Genomic DNA, 24,536 nt, shown 5'->3' on the forward strand with positions numbered 1-24,536 from the left:
ATCATGCTCGCTCTGTGGAGGGGGCAACTGTAGTGAAGTACCCGTTTTCAAAGCGCTCTAAGGTGTTGTCATCGCCCCAACGAATGAGTGTTAGCCAATGGTTATCAATTAGTTCCTTCACCATCGTATGCTTGTTATAAATTGCTGCGATTGCTGATTGTGGCGCAGCAATATATACATTGAGGCGAATAGGTTCGTGCATCCATTTATCGCCATTGTGTAGCGATTGTATGGCCAAGCCTATGCGCAGGTCGCCGCCATTACCTTCAAATAAGCCTATGTTACCGCCCACCGCATTATGAAGTATTTTATTACCACTGCCGTATTTGTGATTGTCGTTAACCGAGGCATTATATTGGCTATTGATCCAATGGGTGACTATCATAGGCGCAGTCATAATAAGCTCTAATATTGCAAAGTCGTTATCGCTTTCCCAATCATAATCGTGTAAAAAACAGCGCCCCTGTAAGTTAATACTTCGCGTCCATGAGCGCGGCGCGACAATAAAGGCGGCATTATTTGCAAGTCCCCATTCAGGCCGCACCTGCGACCAATCGCGGGCGCGTTGATGATAAGCGTGATTAATTTCATCCGCTGATTTATCAATCAGCTTTGGCTCTATATTAACTAAGCGTTCGCGCTGAGCTGTTTGTGTTGCCACACTGAGCCATTTTTTTAGATTATCATCCAGTTGAGCATCATAGGTGGTGATCACATCTGTGGTTGTATTATGAATGGCTGCAATAAACTGGGTGTTTTCTGACAGTGTGAGTCCCCGAGTTTTAAGCGCTTGACGTACTTGAATATCGTTAAGTAGGCTTGCGAGCACTCGCACATTCACTTCACCACTTTGCCCGCCACAGGCGCCGCAATCTAGGCCAGCACTGTGTAAGTTATTGGTTGTATGGCTAGCATGACCCACTAACATCACCTGTGGTGCCAACGCTTTTATACCTAAAGTAGTAAGCACTTTTTGGGCTAAATCGGTTTTGTCTTTTAGGGTCAGTTGCTGCTGGTTTTGTGTTAATTGCCAGTCAGTTGGGGTGCACTTTTTAGCATCGCCTTTAGATAAAAAGGTATTTTTTATTAGTTTAAATGCGTATAGCCAACCTGATGACTCAACCATAGAAAACGATGAAGGGGCCGATTTTGACCAGCTTTGCCATGTGGCACTATTTTGGCGTGATGCTTCAAGTGTCGCGTCTTTGTGAGTTTGCGTGGCATGTATAGCCGGTTTAAGTAGCCCAGGGAGCTGTGGGCGAGTAATAGCACTGCCATTTTCTTGATATTCCAGAGGTAAACCAAAAAAACCAGCAAAGCCAAAAGTTTCAATATGTTGACTTTGAGACTCTAGCGCACGGCGAATCACTTCCGAGCGAACATCAATACAAAACACCGCTTGTAATTGAGCGTTTTTCACGGGGGCTTTAGTCGCGGTTTGCAGCGCATCATTAAGTGGATATTGAAAACTTAGTTCTAGCGCTTTTGCCCACACCCATAATGGTTTTTGTGCTAGTTTATGTGCATGTAAGCGCTCAACGACAAGCGCTTTTTCTTGTTGCCACTGACTTTGTAGTTGTTTAAATGTAGCACTATCGTGATTGGCTAGGTACTGCCAAATCACTAAGTCCCATGCCATGCGCATGGCCAGAAGTTGCTTCATCTCATCTGTTGGCGTGTCGTAAAGCTGACCTTGAAAGCGCAAATACGCAAGCCAAGATGCCCAACCGTTAATATCTAAAAGCAATGAGTGAGCGTATAACTCTAACGAATCATTGTTTATATTAAGCGTTTTAAGGGTCAGTGCAATCAGTTCATCTGCGGATGTAGGTAATCGCTTAAAATAGCCATTTAAATGCCGTTCATCCATAACAATGCTAATGCCTTTATCCGCTTGAATAACAGTTAGCCAATGGCGATATAATTCAGATGGGGCTTGAGTATCATTACGATGCAGCATGGGACCGAGTTGTTGATAATGCGCAGCACAAAACTGACTTAACTGATGAGTAATTTCATCATGCCAAGCCATTTTATGCTTATTACGTTGCTGGTCGAGTAAATCAGCAATGTTGTGCCAGTCTACTAATGGCACATCAATCTTAAGCGCCTGTAATAGTTGCTCTTTATTAAAGTCACTATTAAGTAGCGTTGCGGCATCGGCTAAGTATTTGTCGGTAATTATGCCGGTGTTATATTTTTGCAGATAAAAATCACTAGGCATTAGCATGTTGGTATTACATAAGGTATCCAGTCGTGCGCTTACATCTTCAATTGGCATATGGCGCATTTCCCAAAATGGGTTAACTGCAATCATCTGATCTAACGGCCAGTTTGGTGCTATGTAACCGCATACTTTATTAAGTAGGCTATTTTGACTGTCGCTTAGCGAGAGTGCTCTATTATCTGAAGGCGTTAGAGTGCTCATTTTGATTCCTCAATAGTGATCCCAGCGGCATGATTTTTTAAATCAGTGTGGCCATTATTAGGCAAATTTATCGGCCATATTTTTAGTGTTAATCGTGTAAACCACTCATCTAAATACAAGCCTGCAAATAATAAAGTAGATAACGATTTAACCTGAGGGCGCCAAGATTGATAGCGCAAACAGTAGCTTGCTATCATTAAGGTTAAAATAAGGGCTATTACCCAACTGTCGGCCAGGCTAAATGCAGGTTCACGCCACTGCTCAAGGGGAAGTGCAAACGCAAAGATATTTTTAGCCGCTACATAGCTAAAGACCACTAATAGTGCAATTAACAGTTTTTTACTGCGTGTTTTAGCCGTAGCTGTACCATGCTGATTTGCAAGCAAAATGGTTAACGCTGATGCTAAAAGCAACCAAATACTTACCGCTCCCTGATAAGAGCTGATAAACCATGCTGCGCCAACGATTATTATTGAAATAAGCGCACCGGCTAACCAGTCAAAGCATACGGGTGATTGTTTTGGCATATGGCGGCGGATAAGATCTTCATTTACGCCATTACCTGAGTTTAAAAATGCGAAAGCTTTATAAGTTGAGTGGGTAACAAGGTGAAGTAAAGCCAGTTCAAATAACCCCAGCGCACACTCTACCAGCATTAAGCCCATTTGCGCACTGGTAGACCAAGCAAGCCGAACTTTAACGCTTATTCGGGTGGTCATTATTAATGCGCTGATCACCGTAGTTAAGCCAGCAACAATTAAAATTAACCATTGTGCTGCGCTAGCTTGAATAAACAAAGGCGCAAATAAAATTAATAAAAAGCCTCCTAAATTAATGACTCCCGCATGTAATAACGCGCTCACCGGTGTCGGTACTTCAACCACTTTAATTAGCCAGCCGTGTATTGGGAGTTGAGCGCATTTTATTAAAGCCGCAAAGGCAATTAAAAAAGCGGCGACTTGCTCTGCAAAAGACAGTGGTAGTGTGGTGGTGTTATAAAAGGCGGTTATATCACTTATGTACAGGCTATTGTGAGTGAACCACAAAATACCAAATGCAATTAGTAATAAGGATTCGGCAACACGTGCCACAATAAATTTTTTATGGGCGGCAAGCACCGCTCGTGGGCGCTCAGGGTAAAACATTAAAAGTTTATGTAGTGCTAAACTTATCGCCACCCAGCCTAGCCAAAATAGCGCTAAGTGGTTACTCATAACCACAACTAATACGGCAGTGATGGTAAGTAGTAGCCATCGCCAAAAGTAGTTTACACGTGGCTCACCTTGCATATAGTGCTTACAAAAGCGAATTAATATTAGCGTGATAAATAATATAAGCCCCAGCATAATAATTCGGGTCATGGTCAGCGATAAGAAACTGAGTAAATTAAAAGCATAAATTTGATGAAGCGTAATAGCTGTTATAAATGCAAGGCTATTAAACACCATTACTTTAAACAGCACATGACCATTTGAAGCGCGCGATTGTTGGCCAATTAACCAGGCTGCTATAAATGTGCTTAAAGGCATTATTAGCAGTAACAACGAAATAATATACTCACTCATTCAGTGCTCCTTATTTAGTGAGCAAAGTATGGCAAACTAGATAACTAAATAAAAATAGATATAATGCATGTAAACGTTCTATAAAAGAGAACAATAATGAGCCGTTTAAATTATCATCACTTATATTATTTTTGGTCTGTTGCTCGCATTGGTAACTTAACCCAAGCCGCGAAAGAGCTGCATTTGTCACAGTCAGCGCTCTCTACGCAAATAAAACAATTAGAGCACACTATTAATATTGAGTTATTTGAACGTAAAGGCCGCACACTCGCATTAACCGATATGGGAAAACGGGTGCAAATGTACGCCAACGATATATTCACCAAAGGGGAGGAACTGTCTTCTTTTATTCATAAAGGGGTGATTTCGCAAACCCAGCATTTATCAATCGGAGTGCTCAATACGCTCTCTCGTAACTTTATCGAAGAGTTTATTAATCCCTTAATGAGCAATAACGAAGTTCGCTTTTCGCTGACTGCAGGGCGTATGGATGGTCTGTTAAATGGCTTAGCAGAGCATGAATTGGATTTAGTTTTAACTAATAAACCCATCGGGCTTGAGCACTACGATCAACTTTGGCAAAGTCAGTTGGTATCTCGTCAGCCATTAGCTATAGTTGGCCCAGCTGATAAAAAAACACGTGGCCAATTTCCAACAGGTTACACGGATGCACAGTGGGTGTTACCCGCTAAAACTTCTGCTATTAGAGACTCATTTAATGCTTTGTGTGCTCGTTGGCAGTATCAGCCAAAAATAAAAGCAGAGGCTGATGATATGGCTATGCTGCGATTACTTGCCCGCGATAGTGGTGCACTATCGGTATTGCCATCAGTTGTAGTAAAGGATGAAATAGAACAAGGCCTACTAGTTGAATATCAGCGTTTACCCGATGCGTTTGAGCACTTCTATGCCATTACCGCGCAGCGCAAGTTTGTACCAGACATATTAAAGTCGCTGCTTGCCAAAACCTGCTAATTACTTTTAAAGTATGTTTTTTGCGTAAATACTTTATTTTTAAATAATAAAAAAATAATTAAAGCTTTTAATTCGTTGGCCGATACCGTATTTATATTGTACTGCAGATTAAGGATAATCATGGTTAATAAACTACAAGGCAATTATGCTAACTTAAATGCGTTGCTTGCCCAATCGGTCAATAATTCAAACCAAACCAGTATGCCCACAGGTTTGCAATCGCGTGCTCACTTAGCGCCAAGTTCGGCAACAATCACTGATGAAATGCTTAGTCAGTTTAGTGACCAACAAGTCGATGAAATACTTAATCAGCAATTATCCTCGTTACTCACGATTTCCAGCGCACCCAGTGGCTCAAATTATAAGCTCTCTAGTGAAGAGGTTGCACTACGTACGGTAATAAGCTCTCAGCAAGAGGGCTTATTAAAAAACGAACGTAGCGATCAGTTAATTGAGCGCTTAAATTCTTCGGTAAAAAATATCCAAGGTGCTTATGCCAACACTAGCGATATTTTATCAAACTTGGGGCAACTGGGATTTAATCAAAAAACATTTTTAGCATCTAGCCAACAGCGTGTTGAACGCTCACTTAATCCTTTCATGGAAAGCTTTAATCGCGAGCGATTTGAAGACGATGATAACTATGGGTTTGAGCTTTCGGTAAAAACCAAAGAAGGTGATGTTATCAATATCGCCTTTCATTCTGCGCAAGGTTATGATGAGGAAACAGGCGAAACCACTGACGAATTTAGCATAAGTTATGAAGTAGATGGCGACTTATCTGAGACTGAACACCAAGCATTAACGCAAGTACTTTCTGGTGTTGGTGAAATGGCGGATGAATTTTTTAAGGCTAAACAAAGCGCTTACAGTCGTTACGTACCCGCAAACCAAGCTGATTTAGATTTAAGCTTTCTAAGCAATTTTGATAACAAAGAACTTTCGGGTTTTGAGTTGTACTTTTCAACGTCAGAGGGAAATACTGGCGATGCTGATGGAGCGCTCCTTGGAATAGATAATGAGCTTAATTTAAGTTATACCCTTGATGAGGATTCTGAGCAGCAAATACTGGAGTTTGAATCGGTAAACGGACAAAACAATATTGATTTTTCGCTTGATATGTCAACCATTGGCGCTCAAGACAAAAGCCAAATGCAACAATACATAAAAGCGCTCGATAAAAGCTTAGAAGATAGCCAGCTCAATAGCTCTGAGAAAAGTACACGTTCGGCGTTTGGCCAAAAAAGTGATGAAGTAATGAAACAAGGGTTGGCTGTATTTAAAAGTGCGTTTAGTAGTATGTCATCAGCTGCTGAGCGCTATAGTGAAATTGAGTCGGTTGCTACAAAGCAGTTTACTAATGGACGCGAGCTTGTCGCTAATTTAGTTGACAACATGATCACCAAAGATCCACGCTACCAAGGACTAGGAAGTAGTAATAAAAATTCCTTAGGCGATGGTATTTCTAAGTTAGCTGATTTTGATGCAAAATTCTCTTTTGCAATGGATCAGGGGGATTACATAGCAACAAGCACCACAAAGCTGAGTCAAAATACAGAACACCAAAAATCAGCAGGGTTAACTGGGGTTACTCAAGATAAAACGGCGAGCACGCGTTTTAATTATGAAGAAGGTAACCGCTCTGACATCCCTCCTGATTATTATGACAAACAAGAAAATTACACTATTGGTACCGCTGTAAAAAATAACGAATTGGTTGCCCTTGATCAGGCTCATGAGGTGGATGTAGATAAAAAAGTGTATCAGTTTAATCCCGAAATATCTCAATACGAGCTAAAAAAAGAATTGAAAGAAACCACCACCAGTGAGAGTAATATTCGTCTTATTAATGATATTTGGCTCGAGAAAAATGAAGATAGTCATAGTATGGATGAAAGAAAACGACTCAGTGGTGTGGGGGCGTCGAACGAGTTTAAAACAACGTCGAGTTATTCACATACGCAATTAGTAACGTTAATCGGTGACTTAGATAAATTAGAACAAAACAAAGAAGCCAAACGTGAGTACTTAGCCGTTTTATCACAAGTGGATGATTTTATGGATAAAAGCAAGTAACTTTTATTTACTTAAGCTCGATTGTGGGTATAGTAACTAAAACACTATTTAAGTATAAGATATGTTTAAACAATTAATTTTACTTTTAATGTTGAGTTTACCACTGGCAGTGAATGCAACGCTCAAACCACACTCGGACGCTATGACTGCTAAGCGTTTATTAAGCGAGCACGATAAATTTGCTAAGCAATACCAAACATTTTCGCCCACACCGCAAGACGTTGTATTGATGCAAAAATTAGCAGGTAAAGAGGTGCTAGTGCTTTTAGGTACGTGGTGTCATGACAGTGCCCGTGAAGTCCCCCGATTAATAAAGTTACTCGATGAGTCTAAGGTTAAACTTTCGAAAATAACCTTTGTTACAGTCGGTTATGACAAACGTGATGAGGCAGGTATTGCCCTGGCGCATGACTTACAATATACCCCCACTTTTATTGTTAAGCATAACGGGGTTGAAGTTAACCGCGTAGTAGAAAAACCCAGCGACACTCTCGCCCAAGATTTAACCTTAGGCTTATAACGAGAGTCAGCTAGCCAATATCATGTTCGAGGTTTTATTTTTACACTGGCCAATCAGCGGCGTCTAAGTCATCTAATTGTGCATCGCAATGCTCATTTCCTTGCCACTTGGCAATGTACTCACCGTGCGGATCGTATTGCTGAGTTTGTTTTTGCAAATTAAAGTGACGTCCGCCGCGCGGATCGACACCAACTCCAGCAATATATTGCCAATTCCCCCAATTTGACGCCATATCGTAATCGATTAACTGTTGCTCAAAGTAAGCCGCACCATAACGCCAGTCTAGTTGTAGTTCGTTTACTAAACAGCTAGCAACGATTTGTCTTGAGCGATTGCTAATAAAGCCCGTTGCGTTTAGCTCTTTCATAATGGCATTAACTAACGGGTAAGGTGTACTGCCTTGGCACCATTTAGCAAAACGATTCGGGCTAAACGTGGTAAGTGGCGAGCTTTGTTTCTTACCTTTAAAGGTAAATAACTGATGCTTAACATTAATCGCATGCCACTTGAAATACTCACGCCAGAGCAATTCAAACTTGATCCAGTAAGTTGACTCGTTTGCTCCATACTGCGTTTCATAAGCATCTACTGCACAAAAAATTTGCTTGGCACTAATACAGCCAAAAGCCAGCCAACTACTAAATTTTGTTGAGTTATCAAAGCCATCTAGCTCATTGCGAGTGATTTTATAGCTACTCGGTAAAGCCGATGAAAAGTACTCCTGGCAGTGCTCGAGCGCAGCCTGATGCCCACCAAGTAATTGTGTATTCCCTGTTGCTGGCTTTTCTATCGGTTGTTTTGCGCAAAGTATAATAGGTGGAGGTAATCTTGCCGCTGAAAATGTATGTGTGGCTAAACTAATTTCTGCCGCTTCGATCTTTTTTCTAAAAGGTGTAAAGCCGGTTGGTAAATTAGCTAGTTCAAAGGGCAGTTGCTGTTGTTGATATAAAGTATCTTGCATCACAGATTTAAATACCACAGTCGTGCATTTTGACTTAAGAGCACTAATTTGGCGCTGTTCATATACACCTATTTGCTGGCTATATACAACTTCGTCAATGCTAAGCTCATTAATACGCTGTGTTAATACCTTTACCGGATCGCCTTCTAAAATATGTAAAGTTTGGCCAAGCTCTAAAACAGACTCCTGTAGCTCATATAGGCTTTGCATTAAAAAGCGTTGTTTGTGGACACCATAGGGTTTTTGTTGGTAGTTATTGCTTTTAAACCAAGCCGGGTTAATCACAAAGACCAGGTCCAACTCACATTGTTGTTGTGATAAATCATTGAGTATGGGGTTGTCGTCAATGCGCAAGTCATTTTGCAGCCAATACAGAATACGTTTTTTCATACTTATGCTCTGGTTTTTGAAATCATTTATTTTACGAAGCAAAAGCGAGCAGGGATTAGTTTTGAGGTGTTTAATAGGGCTTTAAAAAGAGGCGATAATAATACCGCCTCTCAATTTGTTTCCGTTGTATCTTAGATAGCTAATTTTTGCTGTGCTATCCAGTCGTTAATTACATCTTCAAGTACCGCCATAGGAAGTGAACCTTGACCAATAACGGTGTCGTGAAAGCTGCGTATATCAAATTTAGCGCCTAGCTGTTTTTCGGCTTTTGCACGCAGTTCGCGTATTTTAATTTCGCCCATTTTGTATGAAAGCGCTTGGCCTGGCCATGAAATATAGCGGTCTATTTGATCTTCCACGGCGCTTTGTGGCAAGGCGGTATGATCAGCCAAATAATCAATCGCCTTTTGGCGGCTCCAGCCAAAGGCATGAATGCCGGTATCAACCACTAAGCGCACTGCGCGCCACATTTCGTAGCCTAAACGACCAAAGTCACTGTACGGGCTTTGGTAAAAGCCCGCTTCTTTACCTAAACGCTCTGTATAAAGTGCCCAGCCCTCGCCAAATGCTGAGTGACTCAGTGTGCGTCTAAATTCAGGAACGTCTAACTCCATTGCAATGGCGTTTTGTAAATGATGCCCAGGAATAGCTTCGTGCAGGCTAAGTGCTTCTAAATTATATAAAGGCTGAAGTTTTGGAGTTGAGGCTAAAAAGTAAGTGCCAGGTGAGCGGTTATCTGGCGGTGGCATATAAAACGCACCACGACTCGCTGAGCCTTTTATAGTAAAGGTGTTACGCGGTAAATGGCCAAAGTAAGTGGGGAGTTTGCCATACATTTTTTGCGTTATAAAAGCGGTTTTTTCTAGCAAGTCTTGGGCGTCTTTTGCGTAAAATTGCTCATCGGTTGCTAAAAATTTTAAAAAGTCGCTGTAGCTGCCTTCAAAACCAACGCTATCAATAATGGCTTGCATTTGTGCTTTAATGCGCGCCACTTCTTTTAGACCAAGTTCATGAATTTGTTTAGGAGTAGCATTAGTGGTGGTGTAGTAATTAACCGTGTACTTGTAATAATCAAGGCCACCTTTGATGCTTGCAATACCCGGCTGCGTTCTACAGTGCGGCATATATTCGTTTTCAAAAAAGTCGTAAAAGTGCTCGTAAGCAGGCACAACTTTTGAGGCAATTATTGTTTTAGCTTTATTTTGGTAAGTTTCTTTTTGCGCTGCGCTAAATGTATTAGGGATGCGGGTAAATGGCTCATATAAGGCGCTATTCTCAGGTTGTTTAACTATATGAGCGTTAATGCTTTGGCCGTAATTTTTAAACGTTTCGCAGTAATGTGTAAAACCGGTTTGAATGCCTTGTTTCATTAAATTAATGTTTTGCTGATTAAAACGAGGGTAGTCACTAAGGCTAACTAAAAATGCATCGTAATCCTCGGCAGTTAAAAAGGCCATGTTAGCTGGCGCTTCTGCAAAGTAAGTATGCCAGCCACTTAAAAAATTAACCGGAAAATACTTATCTTGATAAAGGTAGCTTTGCTGCTCTGTTTCTCGCTCATATTTAAATAAGCGGTAGTTCATTAGCTGCTCGCTATTGAGTGTTTTTGGGTCAATGCTGGCTAAGCTTTTTAGTACGCTGTTGTTGTAAGCTTGGCGCTTAGCAATGGCTTGCTCACTCCAATTTGGCAATGTGCCGTTTGGTTTCCAACCGTCTGGATCGGTTCTAAAAAATATTTTTTCTGCTTTCGCATTTTCCCAATGGTTATCAATAATGGTTGTTAAGTCGCTGCTACTGTCGGCTAAGCTTGGCAGCGAGGTGGCTGCTAAACAAATAGCTAAAATTGTTTTTTTAAACATGTTGAATTTCACTTTTTAGAGTTTTAATTGTTATTCATGCGCGTGCCTATTTTACGATAATAACAAGTTCACTCAATTAATGCGTTGGTTTTTAACAGCAGTCTAGCTTATTGTTTTACTGGTGTTTAAAATAAAACATATTGGAGTAGCGATATTTAATAACGTATTTTGCTAACTGATAAGGCGAATAGCCAACACCCAAATATTTATTGAGCTTTACATGTTTAGCTTTGCAGGTTCAAAACCTGATTATGATGAAGAAAAATGGATTTGGATTACTTGCTGTACGTGAAAAAAATGTCAGATGATGCACATGAGTTTGTATTGGCAGGTCACACTACATTGCTACCACCATTAATCGGCCTGATACACAAAGCGTTAGAATAACTATTTAACTTTAGGTATTAAAATAAAAAGGATTTTGAAAATGTTGTGCCCTCGTACGAATACACCATTGGAGTCTATATTAGTTGGCGGTATCACTGTTTATACATCGTCGTTAGGAGGCGTTTTTTTCGATAACAGCCAAATTTTTAAATTTAGCTCGCCAGAGTTAAAACATGGTCAGGTTTTACTTAAGTATTTAAGTAATTATGCCGAAGGTGAGGGTGAAGTCGCAATGCGAGTAAATTGCCCTAAATGCCCAAGCATAGTGATGATGCGTAGGTATTTTTCACCGCTAAAAGCAGTTGAAATAGATGAATGCCCAAGCTGTGCGGGAATATGGCTTGATAGTGGCGAATTAAGCAAAATACACGAAAACCATTTAACACCCAAAGAACGAAAACTGCTAGCCCATGAAATGGCCACCAATCATGGGTTTATAACTATTAAGCCGCCAAAATCAAAATATTACCCCAAAGCGCCTAAAAATGTTCAAGGCACTACTGTTGAACGGCTGGTGCAATTGGCAGTACTCAACTTTGAGTAATAAATTAGTCTCGTTCGCTACGTTAATTTTTAATTCGCAAGTGTTGCCAATTAAAGTATGACTTGCAAGAACAAATTTTAAAACCAAGGAAGGCTGAATATGAAGGATTATAAGCGTAAAACCGCACTGCAATTTTACTGTGTGCTACTGGCGTGTGTTTTGACAACAAGTTGCACTACGGTATTCGATAAAGCGCATGGTTATCGTGGGCCCATTGTTGTGACGATTGAAACAGAGGATGGCTCAGTGCCAGAATTCCCTTTTTTGATAAAGTCGGCCTATTCAGAGTCGTGTGGTCATAGTAGTTGTGGTATTGACTTTGGTTATAAATATTTTAAAACGGCCTATGCTAATGAGCCAATTACCTTCCCACGGGAGCGTTTGGATTTATTACAGCCCAACGCCTATGCATCGATTGAGTTTACTGTTACTCATCCTAATTATCACCACCGCGGATTTCCGCGAGGCTTTGCGCCCACCGATGCTGATGACCCTATTCATGTCACGTTTACCGTTAAGCCGTTTACTGAACAAATGGAAAAAGTAGCTGGCTGGGCGACTGGCCCTAAGCAAGACATGCAAAACTTTACACCTGATAGCAGGGAATATAAAAAAGCAGACATTCGGTATCGCCAAGCGCGTTTTAATTTAGGAGATATGATTAAAAGGCACTTTACGGTGATCAAAACTTTTTACTTACCCCATTTTTCAAAACGTATGCAACAACGGGTTATTGAAAAGTATCAACCGATTTTTAGAGCCTGGTATTACGGCGTACCTGAAACGGATTGTTGGAGTATGGTTAAATGTAGAAAGCAAATTTTAAAACCAAGGGAAGCTGAATATGAAGGATTATAAGCGTAAAGTAGCACTGCAATTTTACTGTGTGCTACTGGCATGCTTTTTGACATCAGGCTGTGATTTTTTATTTGATAAAGCGCATGGTTATCGCGGACCCATTGTTGTGACGATTGAAACAGAGGATGGCTCAGTGCCAGAATTTCCTTTTTTGATAGAGTCTGTGTACACAGAGTCATGTGGTCATAGTAGTTGTGGCATAGACTCAGGTTATAGATACTTTAAAACTGCCTATGCTAATAAGCCAATTACCTTCCCACGGGATCGTGTGGATTTATTACAACCCAATGCCTATGCAACAATTCTTTTTAAGGTTACCCATCCTAATTATCACTACAATGTATTTACGCGAGGCTTTGGGCCCACCGATGCTGATGACCCCATACATATCACGTTTACCGTTAAGCCGTTTGCTGAACAAATGAATAAAGTAGCTGGGTGGGCCGAGCAAGGCAAAGTGATGATGCAGAACGCGGCACCAGATAGTAATGAGCATTTCAATGGAAAAATGCAGCTTTGGCAAGAGCGCTTTAATTTAGGAAAGACGATTAAAAGGCACATTACGGTGATCAAAACTATGTACTTACCCCATTTTTCAAAACGTATGCAACAACGGGTGATTGAAAAGTATCAACCGATTTTTAGAGCCTGGTATTACGGTGTACCTGAAACGGATTGTTGGAACAAAATGACTTGCCAAGAACATATTTTAAAGCCAAGGGAAGCTGAATATGAAGGATTATAAGCGTAAAACTGCACTGCAATTTTACTGTGTGCTACTGGTATGCTTTTTGACATCAGGCTGTGATTTTTTATTTGATAAAGCGCATGGTTATCGTGGACCCATTGTTGTGACGATTGAAACAGAGGATGGCTCAGTGCCAGAGTATCCTTTTTTGATAGAGTCTGTGTACACAGAGTCATGTGGTCATAGTAGTTGTGGCATAGACTCAGGTTATAGATTCTTTAAAACTGCCTATGCTAATAAGCCAATTACCTTCCCACGGGATCGTGTGGATTTATTACAACCCAATGCCTATGCAACAATTCTTTTTAAGGTTACCCATCCTAATTATCACTACAATGTATTTACGCGAGGCTTTGGGCCCACCGATGCTGATGATCCTATTCATATCACGTTTACCGTTAAGCCGTTTGCTGAACAAATGAATAAAGTAGCTGGGTGGGCGACTGGCCCTAAACAAGACATGCAAAACTTTACACCTGAGAGCAGAGAATATAAAAAAGCAGACATTCGGTATCGCCAAGCGCGCTTTAATTTAGGAAAGACGATTAAAAGGCACATTACGGTGATCAAAACTTTTTACTTACCCCATTTTTCAAAACGTATGCAACAACGGGTTATTGAAAAGTATCAACCGATTTTTAGAGCCTGGTATTACGGCGTACCTGAAACGGATTGTTGGGATATGGTTGACTGTAGAAAGCAAATTTTAAAACCAAGGAAGGCTGAATATGAAGGATTATAAGCGTACTTGTCTGCAATAATACTTAATTAATTTACTGGATAAAATCAGATGCTAACCGCATTAAGAGTTTTTATCTGCGACGGCATGGATGCAGGAGCAAATGCCGAGAAAAATTAAATAACCTGAACTGTGGATAATAAACCTATCTCAACCAAAGTTCAGCTTAAAAAAGAAAATCGTGCCATGTTATCGAGATGGTTTTCTTACCTCAAAATAGCTCACGTAATTAAGCGAATTAGCGTAATTAACATGACTTAATTTTGAATCATAAAAAAATGGCGTACTATAAAGTACGCCATTTTATGAAACTGACTCAATTAAAGCTGTTATGATTTATTGCGGTTTTCTTTACTAAACGCGCGAATTTTACGTTTTTGCGACAGGGTTACTTTATTAGTACGCCCTGCAAATGGGTTATCGCCTTCTCTAAATTCAATTTTGATTGGGGTACCCATAATTTTAAGTGCTTTACGGTAGTAGTTCATTAAGTAGCGTTTGTAGCTATCAGGTAAGTCATGTACTTGGTTACCATGAATAACAATACGTGGCGGGTTGTAGCCCCCAGCATGCGCATACTTAAGCTTAACACGACGTCCACGAACAAGTGGCGGCTGGTGGTCGGCCTGTGCCATGTCCATAATACGACGTAGCATAGCAGTACTAATTCGCTTAGTTGCCGACTCATATGCTTCGTCAACTGATTCAAATAAATGGCCAACACCGGTACCATGCAGAGCAGAGATAAAGTGTAGGCGGGCAAAATCAATAAAGCCTAAACGACGATCAAGCTCAGTCTTAATACGGTCTTTAACGTAGTTATCTAGGCCATCCCACTTGTTCACGGCAATAACCAATGAGCGTCCTGAGTTAAGGGCAAAACCTAACAGGCTTAAGTCTTGATCAGAGATACCATCGCGGGCATCAACCACTAGTAACACGACGTTACAATCTTCGATTGCTTGTAATGTTTTAATGACTGAGAATTTCTCAACCACGTCACTTACTTTTTTACGTTTACGCACACCGGCGGTATCGATAAGAATATATTCTTTGTCGTTACGGGTCATCGGAATGTAAATTGAGTCACGGGTTGTACCTGGCATATCGTATACAATAACCCGGTCTTCACCTAGTATGCGGTTAGTAAGGGTTGACTTACCAACATTTGGACGACCAATAATTGCCAGCTTTACCGGCTTATCGGCAAACGCTTGGTGATCGGTGTCATCTTCTTCACCTTCTTGATATAAGTCGATAAGTTCTTCATCGTCATCGGCTACATCTTCATCAAGAGCAGCAAGTTCAGCAATAACAGGCTGAAGAGTTTGCTCAAGCAGTAAAGTAATACCACGGCCATGTGCGGCAGCGATATGATGAACTTCACCAAGTGAAAGTTGATAAAACTCAGCACAGTTTGAGTCGGCATCAATGCCGTCTGTTTTATTGGCAACAACAAAACATTTCTTCTCTTGCTTACGTAAGTGATTAGCAATAGCTTGATCAGCCACTGTCATACCTACGCGAGCATCAACTAAAAATAAAACAATATCCGCTTCTTCAATGGCTAGTAATGACTGATCAGCCATTTCGGTTTCGATACCTTCTTCTGAGCCATCAATACCGCCCGTATCTACCACGATAAATTCAAAGCCATCGTAATTTGCTTGGCCATATTTTCTATCACGCGTTAAGCCAGGAAAGTCGGCAACGAGTGCATCACGAGTACGTGTTAAACGGTTAAATAATGTGGATTTGCCCACATTGGGTCGCCCTACAAGAGCGATCACGGGAAGCATAAACTACCTCTTTAAAAAACAACAAAAGGCTTCGCAGTGCGAAGCCTTACAAAAAATAATTAACTATTAGTGCCTTACACTAATAGTAGACAGTTAGTTCGGTATTTTTACCGCGCTAACTTCACCATCGCGGGTGTATAAAATCAATTTATCGTCAGCGACAACAGGCTCAACAAAAAAACCTGAGCTGTCAAAGTCTTCACGAGATACTAGCTCGCCAGTGTCTTTATTTAACCAATGCAAATTGCCTTCTTGGTCACCTAACGCTAAATAATTACCGGCAACCGCTGGGCCTGTTAAGTACCAGCCACGTAGAGCGGGTTGGCTCCAACGTTCAATGCCCGAATCTTTATCAAGTGCATAAACAACGCCGTTACTATCAACAACGTAAATTGTTTGCAAATCCATGCTAATTTCACGGTAGCTGCTGTATTCACGTTTCCATACAACATTACCTGAACGAATATCTACTGCTGATAAGTTACCATTGTAAGCAATAGCATAAGCAAATGGACCGCTAATGATTGGCTGCGTGTCTACATCAACTAAACGTTCAAACTCTGATGCGCCTTTTGGCACTGCAATTTCTGCACTCCATGCCGAGTAGCCACTCTCAGAAATTAAAACACTTAACTTACCAGTTTCTAAGCCTAGTAACACACCACCGTTAGCCACAGTAGGTGAGCTTTGACCGCGTAAAGTTAGCGGTGGCACTTCTTGCTCAAAGCTCCAGCGTTCTTCACCAGTATCTGGGTGAAGCGCAAGTAACTTACCTGAGGCTAAATTGACAAAGATTAAGCCATCGCCTGCAGCGGGTTTAGAGAGTGATTCGCCAGGTACTTTTTTACGCCAAACTTCTTTACCAGTCTCACGGTCAAGTGCAATTACATAACCATGTTCAGAGCCTAAATAGATTTTACCATAAGCTTGTAATATTCCGCCTGATAATTTTGCACTATCGTTATCGCTCCAAGGCCAAAACGATAAATCTTGGCGAACGTCGGTTTCCCATTGGGTATCGCCATTGGCAAGTGATAAGGCTTCTACTTGGCCTTCACGGCTAGCAACATACACTGTCTCTTTATAAACAGCAGGTGATAGGCGTGAAAAGTAATGCTCTACACCGTTACCAATAGATTCTTGCCATACCACATCAGTTTCAAACTGATTGGCTATTTCTGGAAGCACCAGTTCTTCTTCGTCATCACTTGAAGAACACCCCATTAGGGTTGCCATACATAGGGCAAGCGTTGCTGTTGTTATTTTTCTCATGCCTAAAACCTTATGCCGCTGGGCTAGTTACTGCTAGGTCATCTAACTTAATTTGTAAAAGAGGATTACTCGTTAATCCGCCGGCATCAACAGCAGCTTGGTAGGCTACGCGTGCTTGTTCTTTATTGCCTTGCTGAGTGTAAATGTCACCTTTTAATTCAGCCACATTTGCGTTAAATGCTTCAGGAAGAGGAGCATTTAACGTACTTAATGCATCATCGTATTGCTGCTGAGCAATTTGCACACGCGCTAAACGTGTTGTTGCAATGGCTTTAAGCTCTGCGTTATCAACGTTAGTTACGATCCAGCTTAACTTTTCATTTGCTACATCTAAGTTTTGGGCATCTACTGCTTCTTTTGCAGCAACAAATGCCGCTAGAGTTGCGTACTGAGTGTCTTTGTTTTCAGTGATAAATGCATCAGCAGATGCTAATACGCTGTCGCTTTCAACAAGCTTAGTGTATGCATCAGATGCTTGCTCTGCAGTCGTTATTTGATTTTGGTTGTATGCTTTCCAGCCATATAAACCACCTAAACCAACAATAACGCCTAACGCTAGTGAAAGGCCGTTTTCACGAAAAAAGCGTTTAATTGCTTCTGCTTGTTGTTCTTCTGTTGAATAAATTTCCATGCTTACCTCTGTTAAAGCGCTTCACTACTTACGCTTTATATAATTTAGCTATTAATTAGTTCTGCAAGTAACGTTTTAGCTTGTTCTAGTTCTAGTGTGACTTGTTCCTTACGCTCACGTAAGTATTTAATAGTCACAACGCCTTGCTCTAATTCATCTTCACCGATAATAATTGCGACGAGCGCATCGCTTTTATCAGCACGTTTGAGTTGTTTTTTAAAGTTACCAGCGCCAGCGTGCACCATAACCCGTAATCCAGGTACATCACGACGTAAGGTAGATGCAATTATAGGCGCTTGAATACTGGCTTTGTCGCCCATAGCTGCTAAATATACATCAGCACTACGGCGTATGTCACCTACACATTCAAGTGCTTGAAGTAGTAAAACCAAGCGCTCTAAACCCATCGCGAAACCTACCGCAGGGGTTGATTTACCGCCTAATTGCTCTACTAAGCCATCATAACGACCACCAGCACATACAGTACCTTGTGCACCTAAGCTGTCGGTTACCCATTCAAATACAGTGCGGTTGTAATAATCTAAGCCACGTACCAGCTTTTCATTAACCGTGTATTTGACGCCTGCGGCATCTAATCGTTCACATAAATTTTCAAAATGTTCTTTTGATTCAGCATCTAAATGTTCAGATAGCTTTGGTGCATCGACTAAGATTGCCTGAATATCTGGATTTTTAGTATCCAAAACGCGCAGTGGGTTAGAGTACATACGACGCTTAGAATCTTCATCTAGTACATCGGTATGTTGTTCTAAAAAGGCGATTAAGGCATCGCGGTACTGTGCACGTGCTTCGTTTGAACCTAATGAATTAAGTTCTAAACGCACATGGTCAGTAATGCCAAATGCTTCCCAAAGTTGCGCCGTGAGTAAAATAACTTCGGCGTCAATATCGGCGCTGGCAATACCAAAAGTCTCTAAACCAAACTGATGAAATTGACGGTAGCGACCTTTTTGTGGGCGTTCATGGCGAAACATAGGGCCCATGTACCAAAGGCGTTGTTCTTGATTGTATAACAGGCCATTTTCGTTACCTGCACGGACACACACTGCAGTCCCTTCTGGGCGCAGAGTTAAATTGTCGCCGTTACGATCGGCAAAGGTGTACATTTCTTTTTCTACTATATCGGTTACTTCACCAATAGAGCGTTTAAATAGGTCGGTTGATTCTACAATTGGAAAACGAATTTCTTGATAACCAAACGATGATACGGTCTCGCGTAAAATGTGTTCTACTTTCTGCCAAACTTGCGTATCGCCTGGCAGGCAATCGTTCATACCGCGAACTGCCTGAATTTGTTTTGCCACTGATAAATCCTAAATCTGTTTATGTGCAGCTCTGGGCTGCAACCACGTAAAACTAAAAAATCGACCCTGCATTATAACCCTAACTATAAGGTAATTGCGAGCGCAGCGGGGCGTACGTAATTTATACTACGTTGTGAATGCTGCGACTAAAAAAGGTCATTTGAATACATAGTGTTGTAACAACACATCACTCTACGATTTTTATGTCAATTGGAGTTTGCTGTTGCTTCTGTTCAATGAAATCGCGTACATAGCCTTCAAGTTGATCAACAATATTATTGTTATCAATACGGGCTTTTTGGCGTTCGCCATTAATGTATAAACCTGAGCGACGGTTTGCGCCGGCAAGGCCAATATCACTCACTAATGCTTCGCCTGGTCCGTTAACCACACAGCCAATGACTGACACTGAAACTGGCTCAATAATATCTTCTAAGCGCTCTTCAAGTTGATTCATGGTGCTTACTACATCAAACTCTTGGCGCGAACAGCTAGGGCAAGCAATAAAATTAATGCCGCGAGAGCGAATACGCAATGATTTTAATATATCAAAGCCTACTTTTATTTCTTGAACTGGATCCGCTGCTAGTGATACACGCAGCGTGTCACCAATACCTTCAGCCAATAACATGCCTAAACCAACGGCCGATTTAACTGAACCAGAGCGCATGCCGCCTGCTTCAGTAATGCCTAAATGCAGTGGCTGATCGATTTCTTTTGCAAGTAGACGATACGCGCCAACCGCTAAAAATACGTCTGATGCTTTCACCGAAATTTTAAATTGGTCAAAGTCTAAGCGACGTAATATATCTACATGACGCATAGCAGATTCAAGTAGAGCTTCAGGTGTTGGCTCGCCGTATTTTTCTTGTAGGTCGCGCTCAAGTGAGCCGCCATTTACGCCAATACGAATTGGAATGTTATGCTCTCGGGCCGAATCAACAACGGCTCTAATACGTTCTTCACTGCCAATGTTTCCTGGGTTAATACGTAAACAATCAACACCATACTTTGCTACTTTTAATGCAATGCGGTAGTCAAAGTGAATATCAGCAACCAGCGGTATCGATACCTGCTCTTTAATGCTTTTAAATGCTTCAGCTGCATCCATGGTCGGAACAGATACACGTACTATGTCAGCACCGGCATCTTGAATCGCTTGAATTTGAGCTACAGTGGCATCAATGTCCATTGTGTCTGTGTTGGTCATTGACTGCACAGCAATTGGTGCACCATCACCAATTGGAACATTACCCACATTAATGCGGGTGGATTTTCTGCGTTTTATAGGGGATTCTGAAAACATAGCGACTACTCTGCTAAGGGTAATTTAAATTTAGCTAAACGGTTTTTAGGAAAAGCCGAAATATCAACTGGCTCACCATTTAGGGTAATACGAACAACATCGTGCTTGCCTAGTATCACTGAAAAAGGCGCTACACCAGTTAAGGTCATTTCATAGCCTGCTTTTTTTACACCAAATGCAATTTTCTCATCGTTGGCATCGTGGATTTCAACCCAGCTTTCGTCATTAAACATCATAATAATGGTGCTTAAATCACTGCTTGTTGGTTCACTTTGGCTTTGTGCATCGTTAAGGGGCGCAGCCTGAATTGTTTGTTGTTCATTGATTACGGCTGGGTCTGCTTGTGGTGCAGGCTCAATATCATTTGATTGTGCTTCATCGACAGCTTCATTGGCCTCATCAGCGAGTCGTTTTGTATTTTCTTGTTGCACAGTGATGAATGAGTTACTCGCTTTTATAGTATTAGTTTGTTCATCAATAGGCGTTGCATTTTGCCACCACCATACGGCTGATGAGCCAATAACAATGGCTAAAATTAAGTAACTTACCGTCATTAGTCGACTGTCATGCGCTTCTTTTTCTGTACGCCTTGAAAAGCTTTGCATATCTACAGGCTTATCTGAAGCACTAAAGGCAGGCAACATCGCTAAAATAGCGCTGCTATCTATGTTTAGTGTGCGGCAATAATTTTTTATGTAGCCTTTAACAAATGTTTTTGCGCCTAGTAAATGATATTCATCGTTTTCAATATGCTGAACTTGTAATTCAGTTAACTTTAATAACGAGGCAATATTAGCAAGGCTAATGTTTGCATTTTCTCTATGTGTTTTTAGTATTTGACCTACAGAGGGTTCATCGCTCTGCGGTTGTGTATTATCTTCATTCATAATGTGTATCAGTTTGGATCCACTAGTAAAAGTTTAAGTTTTGGCTTAACAACCAGAGTAAGACTTCGTTTTTATTTTTTAGTATTCGTTAATTCTTGTTGCTAAGGCGCACTATAAAAAGGCACTACATTTAATATTTTAAAAACTATACCGTGTTTTGATAAAGTTTATGTGTTTTTAAGTCCTTTAATACACCTTATTTGTAGCAGTTTAGCATTGTATCACACTGAAATGCTAAATTGCTTTCCCCTAAAACAAGCATTTGCACATCACCCTTTGTGCTTTATTTTAGTTTACAGTTAAAAGGAGTGTAATTATCTAGCGTATTTTTTTGATTTGCTCATCTGACGCTTTGTTATTTGAAGCCGGTACTGGGCTTTTTTTACGAATAATTTTTATTTTCGGCTCAGCAATAATTTGGTTGTTATTACTACTTTCTTGTAATTCATCTAGCTGGGCTTGGCGATATTTTTCACGTAGTACTTCAAATTCTGTTCGTCTTAACTGATTATCGCGAATGGCGTTAGCTTGCATACTACTTGGGTAGGTTTGTAGTAAGGTTGTCGCAATTTTTTCTGCTTCTTCAATTTTCCCCATTCGTTGTTTAACCAAATAGCCAAGCAACAAAGCGCGAGAAGAAACTTGCGCGGTATCGTCATAACGTTTTATTAAGTTACTGGCTTTGTACAAGTCGCTTTTTGCATAATATAGAGCCGCTAAACTTATTAATGTAGATGCGCGTTGTGAGCTATGGTTTAGTGCTTGTTGAAAATAGCTCTCGGCGTTTGTGAAATCGTTAAATTCAATAGCGCACAGGGCCAAATTTTCATAGCTTTGCGCTACACGAATATAACTGGGTATTTCAATCGCTTTTAAAAACTGATCGGTGGCGCGATCATACTCATTAATACTGCACAAAAACGTGCCGTAGTTGTTTAAGGTGTTAGGGTCATTTGGCTTGATAGCCAGTGCTTTTTGATAGGCTTTGTCGGCTAATCCGTTCTCGCCAACTTGTTGGTAATAGTATGCTAAAGAGTAGTGTACTTCGGGTAAGTTTGGAGCGTACTCGTTGGCACGTTCTAGGTTATATTTAGCTTGAGAGTTATTGCCTGTATTTAAATACTGTAATGCCAATGCTATGCGCGTGCGAGCTGCACCATCGTTATTAATTTTATTCTCGAGGACCGGTTTATCGCTGCCGTTGTAACTATTTTCGGTAACACAACCGCTTATAAACAGTGTTGATAGTGCTAACGTAAGTAAAGATCGCATTACTTTGTCTCTTTATTTATATCCATAACCTCTATCTTACCTCAAAGCCTTTGTGTTGCATCATTTATTTAAAAATAAACGATATATCACAAAGGCTCTTGATTACTCAAAAATTAGGCTTGATGAATATTCACTGCAATTGCATTGTCATCACGCATTTTCTTTTTCGCCATACGCTTCGTACGGTCTACAACATCGCCAGCTAACTGGCCGCAGGCAGCGTCAATGTCATCTCCTCGGGTACGACGAACAATACAGGTAATACCCGCAGCTTGTAATACTTTAGAGAAACGATCAATTCGACTGTTGCTTGAACGAGTATATTCATTACCTGGGAATGGATTAAATGGAATAAGGTTAACCTTAGAGGGTGTTCCTTTTAACGTTTTAACCAGTTCATGAGCTTGATCAGTACTATCGTTAACGCCGTTAAGCATTACATATTCAATAGTCACATCTTTGTTGGCTTTTGAACCGTCAATGTAACGACGACACGCAGCTAAAAACTCTTCAATTGGGTATTTTTTATTGATCGGTACTAAAATGTCACGCAGGGCGTTATCTGGCGCATGCAGTGAAATTGCCAGTGCTACGTCTATTTTTTCTTTCAATAAATCAAGGGCAGGTACCACACCTGAGGTGCTTAATGTAACGCGGCGTTTAGATAAACCAAAGCCCCAGTCGTCCATCATTAATTCCATTGCAGGTACCACGTTTTTAACGTTAAGTAACGGCTCGCCCATACCCATCATCACTACGTTAGTGACAGGACGTTTTTCGCTGTTGCCATCTAGGCCAATATCTTTGGCTACTCGCCATACTTGGCCGATAATTTCAGACACTTTTAAGTTACGGTTAAAGCCTTGTTGAGCCGTTGAGCAAAAAGTACATTCTAGTGCACAGCCCACTTGAGAAGATACACACAAGGTGGCGCGATCTTTTTCTGGGATCCAAACTGCTTCAACTTCTTGACCGCCTTCTAACACGAGTGCGTATTTGATGGTACCGTCGCTGGCTTGTTGGCGAACTGATATTTCTGGTGCAACAATTTCGCATTCATTTTTAAGCTTTTCTTTTAGCTTTTTGTTTACGTTACTCATTTCGTCGAAATTATCTACGCCAAAATGATAAATCCATTTCATCACCTGATCGCCACGGAATGGCTTTTCACCGAATGATACAAATAGCTCTCGCATTGCATCTCGGTTTAAATCTAATAAGTTAATCTTTTTTTGCTCGGTCATGTAACAACCTCAATCGGTGGCGGTGATGGTAAAAATTTACAAGGACGAATTGTACGCAATTCATCCACTATAATCATTAAGTAAAACATCATAAATAAACGGCTAATACTTTACGTAATGACTAAAAAAGGGCTCGAAAGCCCTTTTCATACTTTGCATCACAGGGTTAGCTGTGAACTCGAATTAACGAGTACGTGGGCAAAGTTCTTCGTCAGCGAAGAAGTACGCGATTTCGCGAGCAGCAGATTCAACAGCGTCAGAACCGTGAACCGCATTTTCGTCGATGCTATCAGCGTAGTCTGCACGTAAAGTGCCAGCTAGTGCTTCAGCAGGGTTAGTAGCACCCATGATTTCACGGTTTTTAAGAACAGCGTTTTCGCCTTCAAGAACGGTAACCATTACTGGGCCAGAAGTCATGAAAGATACTAAAGCGCCAAAGAAAGGACGTTCGCTGTGTTCAGCGTAGAAACCTTCAGCTTTCTCTTGTGAAAGGTGAACCATTTTAGCTGCAACGATTTTAAGACCCGCAGTTTCGAAACGGTTGTAGATTGCGCCGATGTGGTTTTTAGCAACTGCATCAGGTTTTACGATTGAAAAAGTACGCTCTAAAGCCATCTTTGTGCTCCAATAATTTAAATAAAAGGTTGAATATTAACGGGCGCGAATTATACGCGTTTTAGTTAAAAAAACCTAATTTATTCTACTTTTCCAACTTTTTAAATTTGCTAGCTTGTATTTATGAACTAAAAA

At 40.9% G+C, this 24,536-nt stretch carries 19 protein-coding genes and 1 pseudogene; 7 read left to right on the plus strand and 13 right to left on the minus strand.

What is annotated here, in order from left to right:
* Position 1: 1 nt before the first annotated feature.
* Together ACZ5WS_RS18405 and ACZ5WS_RS18410 are read right to left on the minus strand one after the other, a co-directional pair.
* Positions 2 to 2,428: a YbcC family protein gene (locus ACZ5WS_RS18405; RefSeq protein WP_464711762.1), complete on the minus strand. Its 2,427-nt coding sequence runs from the start codon at positions 2,426 to 2,428 to the stop codon at positions 2 to 4.
* Positions 2,425 to 3,993, minus strand: coding sequence for an NADH-quinone oxidoreductase subunit L (locus tag ACZ5WS_RS18410; RefSeq protein ID WP_409425625.1), 1,569 nt, complete (start codon positions 3,991 to 3,993; stop codon positions 2,425 to 2,427). Before ACZ5WS_RS18410 ends, ACZ5WS_RS18405 begins: the two co-directional genes overlap by 4 nt.
* Positions 3,994 to 4,089: 96 nt before the next feature.
* On the opposite strand from ACZ5WS_RS18410, the gene ACZ5WS_RS18415 reads away from it, so the two are divergent.
* The 3 genes from ACZ5WS_RS18415 to ACZ5WS_RS18425 all read left to right on the plus strand — a co-directional run bounded on the left by ACZ5WS_RS18415 (position 4,090) and on the right by ACZ5WS_RS18425 (position 7,564).
* Positions 4,090 to 4,968 carry a LysR family transcriptional regulator gene (locus ACZ5WS_RS18415; RefSeq protein ID WP_464711763.1) on the plus strand — a complete coding sequence of 293 codons (879 nt, stop codon included), beginning with the start codon at positions 4,090 to 4,092 and terminating at the stop codon, positions 4,966 to 4,968.
* Between the two features lie 120 nt (positions 4,969 to 5,088).
* Entirely contained in the window at positions 5,089 to 7,044 is a 1,956-nt protein-coding gene (locus tag ACZ5WS_RS18420) for a hypothetical protein (RefSeq protein WP_464711765.1), read from the plus strand.
* Between the two features lie 61 nt (positions 7,045 to 7,105).
* Positions 7,106 to 7,564, plus strand: a complete 459-nt coding sequence (locus ACZ5WS_RS18425) for a TlpA family protein disulfide reductase (RefSeq protein ID WP_464711767.1) — start codon at positions 7,106 to 7,108, stop codon at positions 7,562 to 7,564.
* A gap of 40 nt (positions 7,565 to 7,604) precedes the next feature.
* On the opposite strand, the gene ACZ5WS_RS18430 is transcribed toward ACZ5WS_RS18425, so the two are convergent.
* Positions 7,605 to 8,915: a DASH family cryptochrome gene (locus tag ACZ5WS_RS18430; RefSeq protein ID WP_464711769.1), complete on the minus strand. Its 1,311-nt coding sequence runs from the start codon at positions 8,913 to 8,915 to the stop codon at positions 7,605 to 7,607.
* A 131-nt stretch (positions 8,916 to 9,046) separates the two neighbouring features.
* A complete protein-coding gene (locus tag ACZ5WS_RS18435; RefSeq protein WP_464711771.1) occupies positions 9,047 to 10,774 on the minus strand; it encodes a DUF885 domain-containing protein in 1,728 nt (575 codons plus the stop codon).
* Between the two features lie 427 nt (positions 10,775 to 11,201).
* Between ACZ5WS_RS18435 and ACZ5WS_RS18440 the strand changes: the two genes are divergently transcribed.
* The 4 genes from ACZ5WS_RS18440 to ACZ5WS_RS18455 all read left to right on the plus strand — a co-directional run bounded on the left by ACZ5WS_RS18440 (position 11,202) and on the right by ACZ5WS_RS18455 (position 14,053).
* Positions 11,202 to 11,705, plus strand: a complete 504-nt coding sequence (locus ACZ5WS_RS18440; protein ID WP_198522854.1) for a TFIIB-type zinc ribbon-containing protein — start codon at positions 11,202 to 11,204, stop codon at positions 11,703 to 11,705.
* Between the two features lie 99 nt (positions 11,706 to 11,804).
* Positions 11,805 to 12,563: a hypothetical protein gene (locus ACZ5WS_RS18445; RefSeq protein ID WP_464711773.1), complete on the plus strand. Its 759-nt coding sequence runs from the start codon at positions 11,805 to 11,807 to the stop codon at positions 12,561 to 12,563.
* Positions 12,550 to 13,308: a hypothetical protein gene (locus ACZ5WS_RS18450; protein WP_464711774.1), complete on the plus strand. Its 759-nt coding sequence runs from the start codon at positions 12,550 to 12,552 to the stop codon at positions 13,306 to 13,308. The genes ACZ5WS_RS18445 and ACZ5WS_RS18450 overlap by 14 nt, the downstream gene beginning before the upstream one ends.
* On the plus strand, positions 13,295 to 14,053 hold the full coding sequence (locus ACZ5WS_RS18455; protein WP_464711776.1) for a hypothetical protein: 759 nt from the start codon (positions 13,295 to 13,297) through the stop codon (positions 14,051 to 14,053). The genes ACZ5WS_RS18450 and ACZ5WS_RS18455 overlap by 14 nt, the downstream gene beginning before the upstream one ends.
* 326 nt (positions 14,054 to 14,379) lie before the next feature.
* On the opposite strand, the gene der is transcribed toward ACZ5WS_RS18455, so the two are convergent.
* The 9 genes and pseudogenes from der to ndk all read right to left on the minus strand — a co-directional run bounded on the left by der (position 14,380) and on the right by ndk (position 24,401).
* A complete protein-coding gene (gene der / locus ACZ5WS_RS18460; protein ID WP_010389444.1) occupies positions 14,380 to 15,849 on the minus strand; it encodes a ribosome biogenesis GTPase Der in 1,470 nt (489 codons plus the stop codon).
* Between the two features lie 93 nt (positions 15,850 to 15,942).
* On the minus strand, positions 15,943 to 17,121 hold the full coding sequence (gene bamB, locus ACZ5WS_RS18465; RefSeq protein WP_198522852.1) for an outer membrane protein assembly factor BamB: 1,179 nt from the start codon (positions 17,119 to 17,121) through the stop codon (positions 15,943 to 15,945).
* A gap of 10 nt (positions 17,122 to 17,131) precedes the next feature.
* On the minus strand, positions 17,132 to 17,752 hold the full coding sequence (locus tag ACZ5WS_RS18470) for a YfgM family protein (protein WP_138605797.1): 621 nt from the start codon (positions 17,750 to 17,752) through the stop codon (positions 17,132 to 17,134).
* 44 nt (positions 17,753 to 17,796) lie between these two features.
* Positions 17,797 to 19,077 (minus strand): histidine--tRNA ligase, encoded by a 1,281-nt coding sequence (gene hisS, locus ACZ5WS_RS18475; protein ID WP_138605799.1) that lies wholly within the window; start codon positions 19,075 to 19,077, stop codon positions 17,797 to 17,799.
* Between the two features lie 187 nt (positions 19,078 to 19,264).
* Positions 19,265 to 20,383 carry a flavodoxin-dependent (E)-4-hydroxy-3-methylbut-2-enyl-diphosphate synthase gene (ispG, locus tag ACZ5WS_RS18480; protein ID WP_008111348.1) on the minus strand — a complete coding sequence of 373 codons (1,119 nt, stop codon included), beginning with the start codon at positions 20,381 to 20,383 and terminating at the stop codon, positions 19,265 to 19,267.
* Positions 20,384 to 20,388: 5 nt separating this feature from the next.
* Positions 20,389 to 21,270 (minus strand): RodZ domain-containing protein, encoded by an 882-nt coding sequence (locus tag ACZ5WS_RS18485; RefSeq protein ID WP_464711779.1) that lies wholly within the window; start codon positions 21,268 to 21,270, stop codon positions 20,389 to 20,391.
* A gap of 372 nt (positions 21,271 to 21,642) precedes the next feature.
* Positions 21,643 to 22,542 (minus strand): annotated as a pseudogene (pilW, locus tag ACZ5WS_RS18490) (type IV pilus biogenesis/stability protein PilW); the annotation flags it as partial.
* A 113-nt stretch (positions 22,543 to 22,655) separates the two neighbouring features.
* Positions 22,656 to 23,786 carry a dual-specificity RNA methyltransferase RlmN gene (gene rlmN, locus ACZ5WS_RS18495; protein WP_010389431.1) on the minus strand — a complete coding sequence of 377 codons (1,131 nt, stop codon included), beginning with the start codon at positions 23,784 to 23,786 and terminating at the stop codon, positions 22,656 to 22,658.
* 183 nt (positions 23,787 to 23,969) lie between these two features.
* Positions 23,970 to 24,401, minus strand: coding sequence for a nucleoside-diphosphate kinase (gene ndk / locus ACZ5WS_RS18500; RefSeq protein ID WP_008111339.1), 432 nt, complete (start codon positions 24,399 to 24,401; stop codon positions 23,970 to 23,972).
* Positions 24,402 to 24,536: the final 135 nt, after the last annotated feature.

It is taken from the genome of Pseudoalteromonas sp. 11L1, assembly GCF_055397545.1.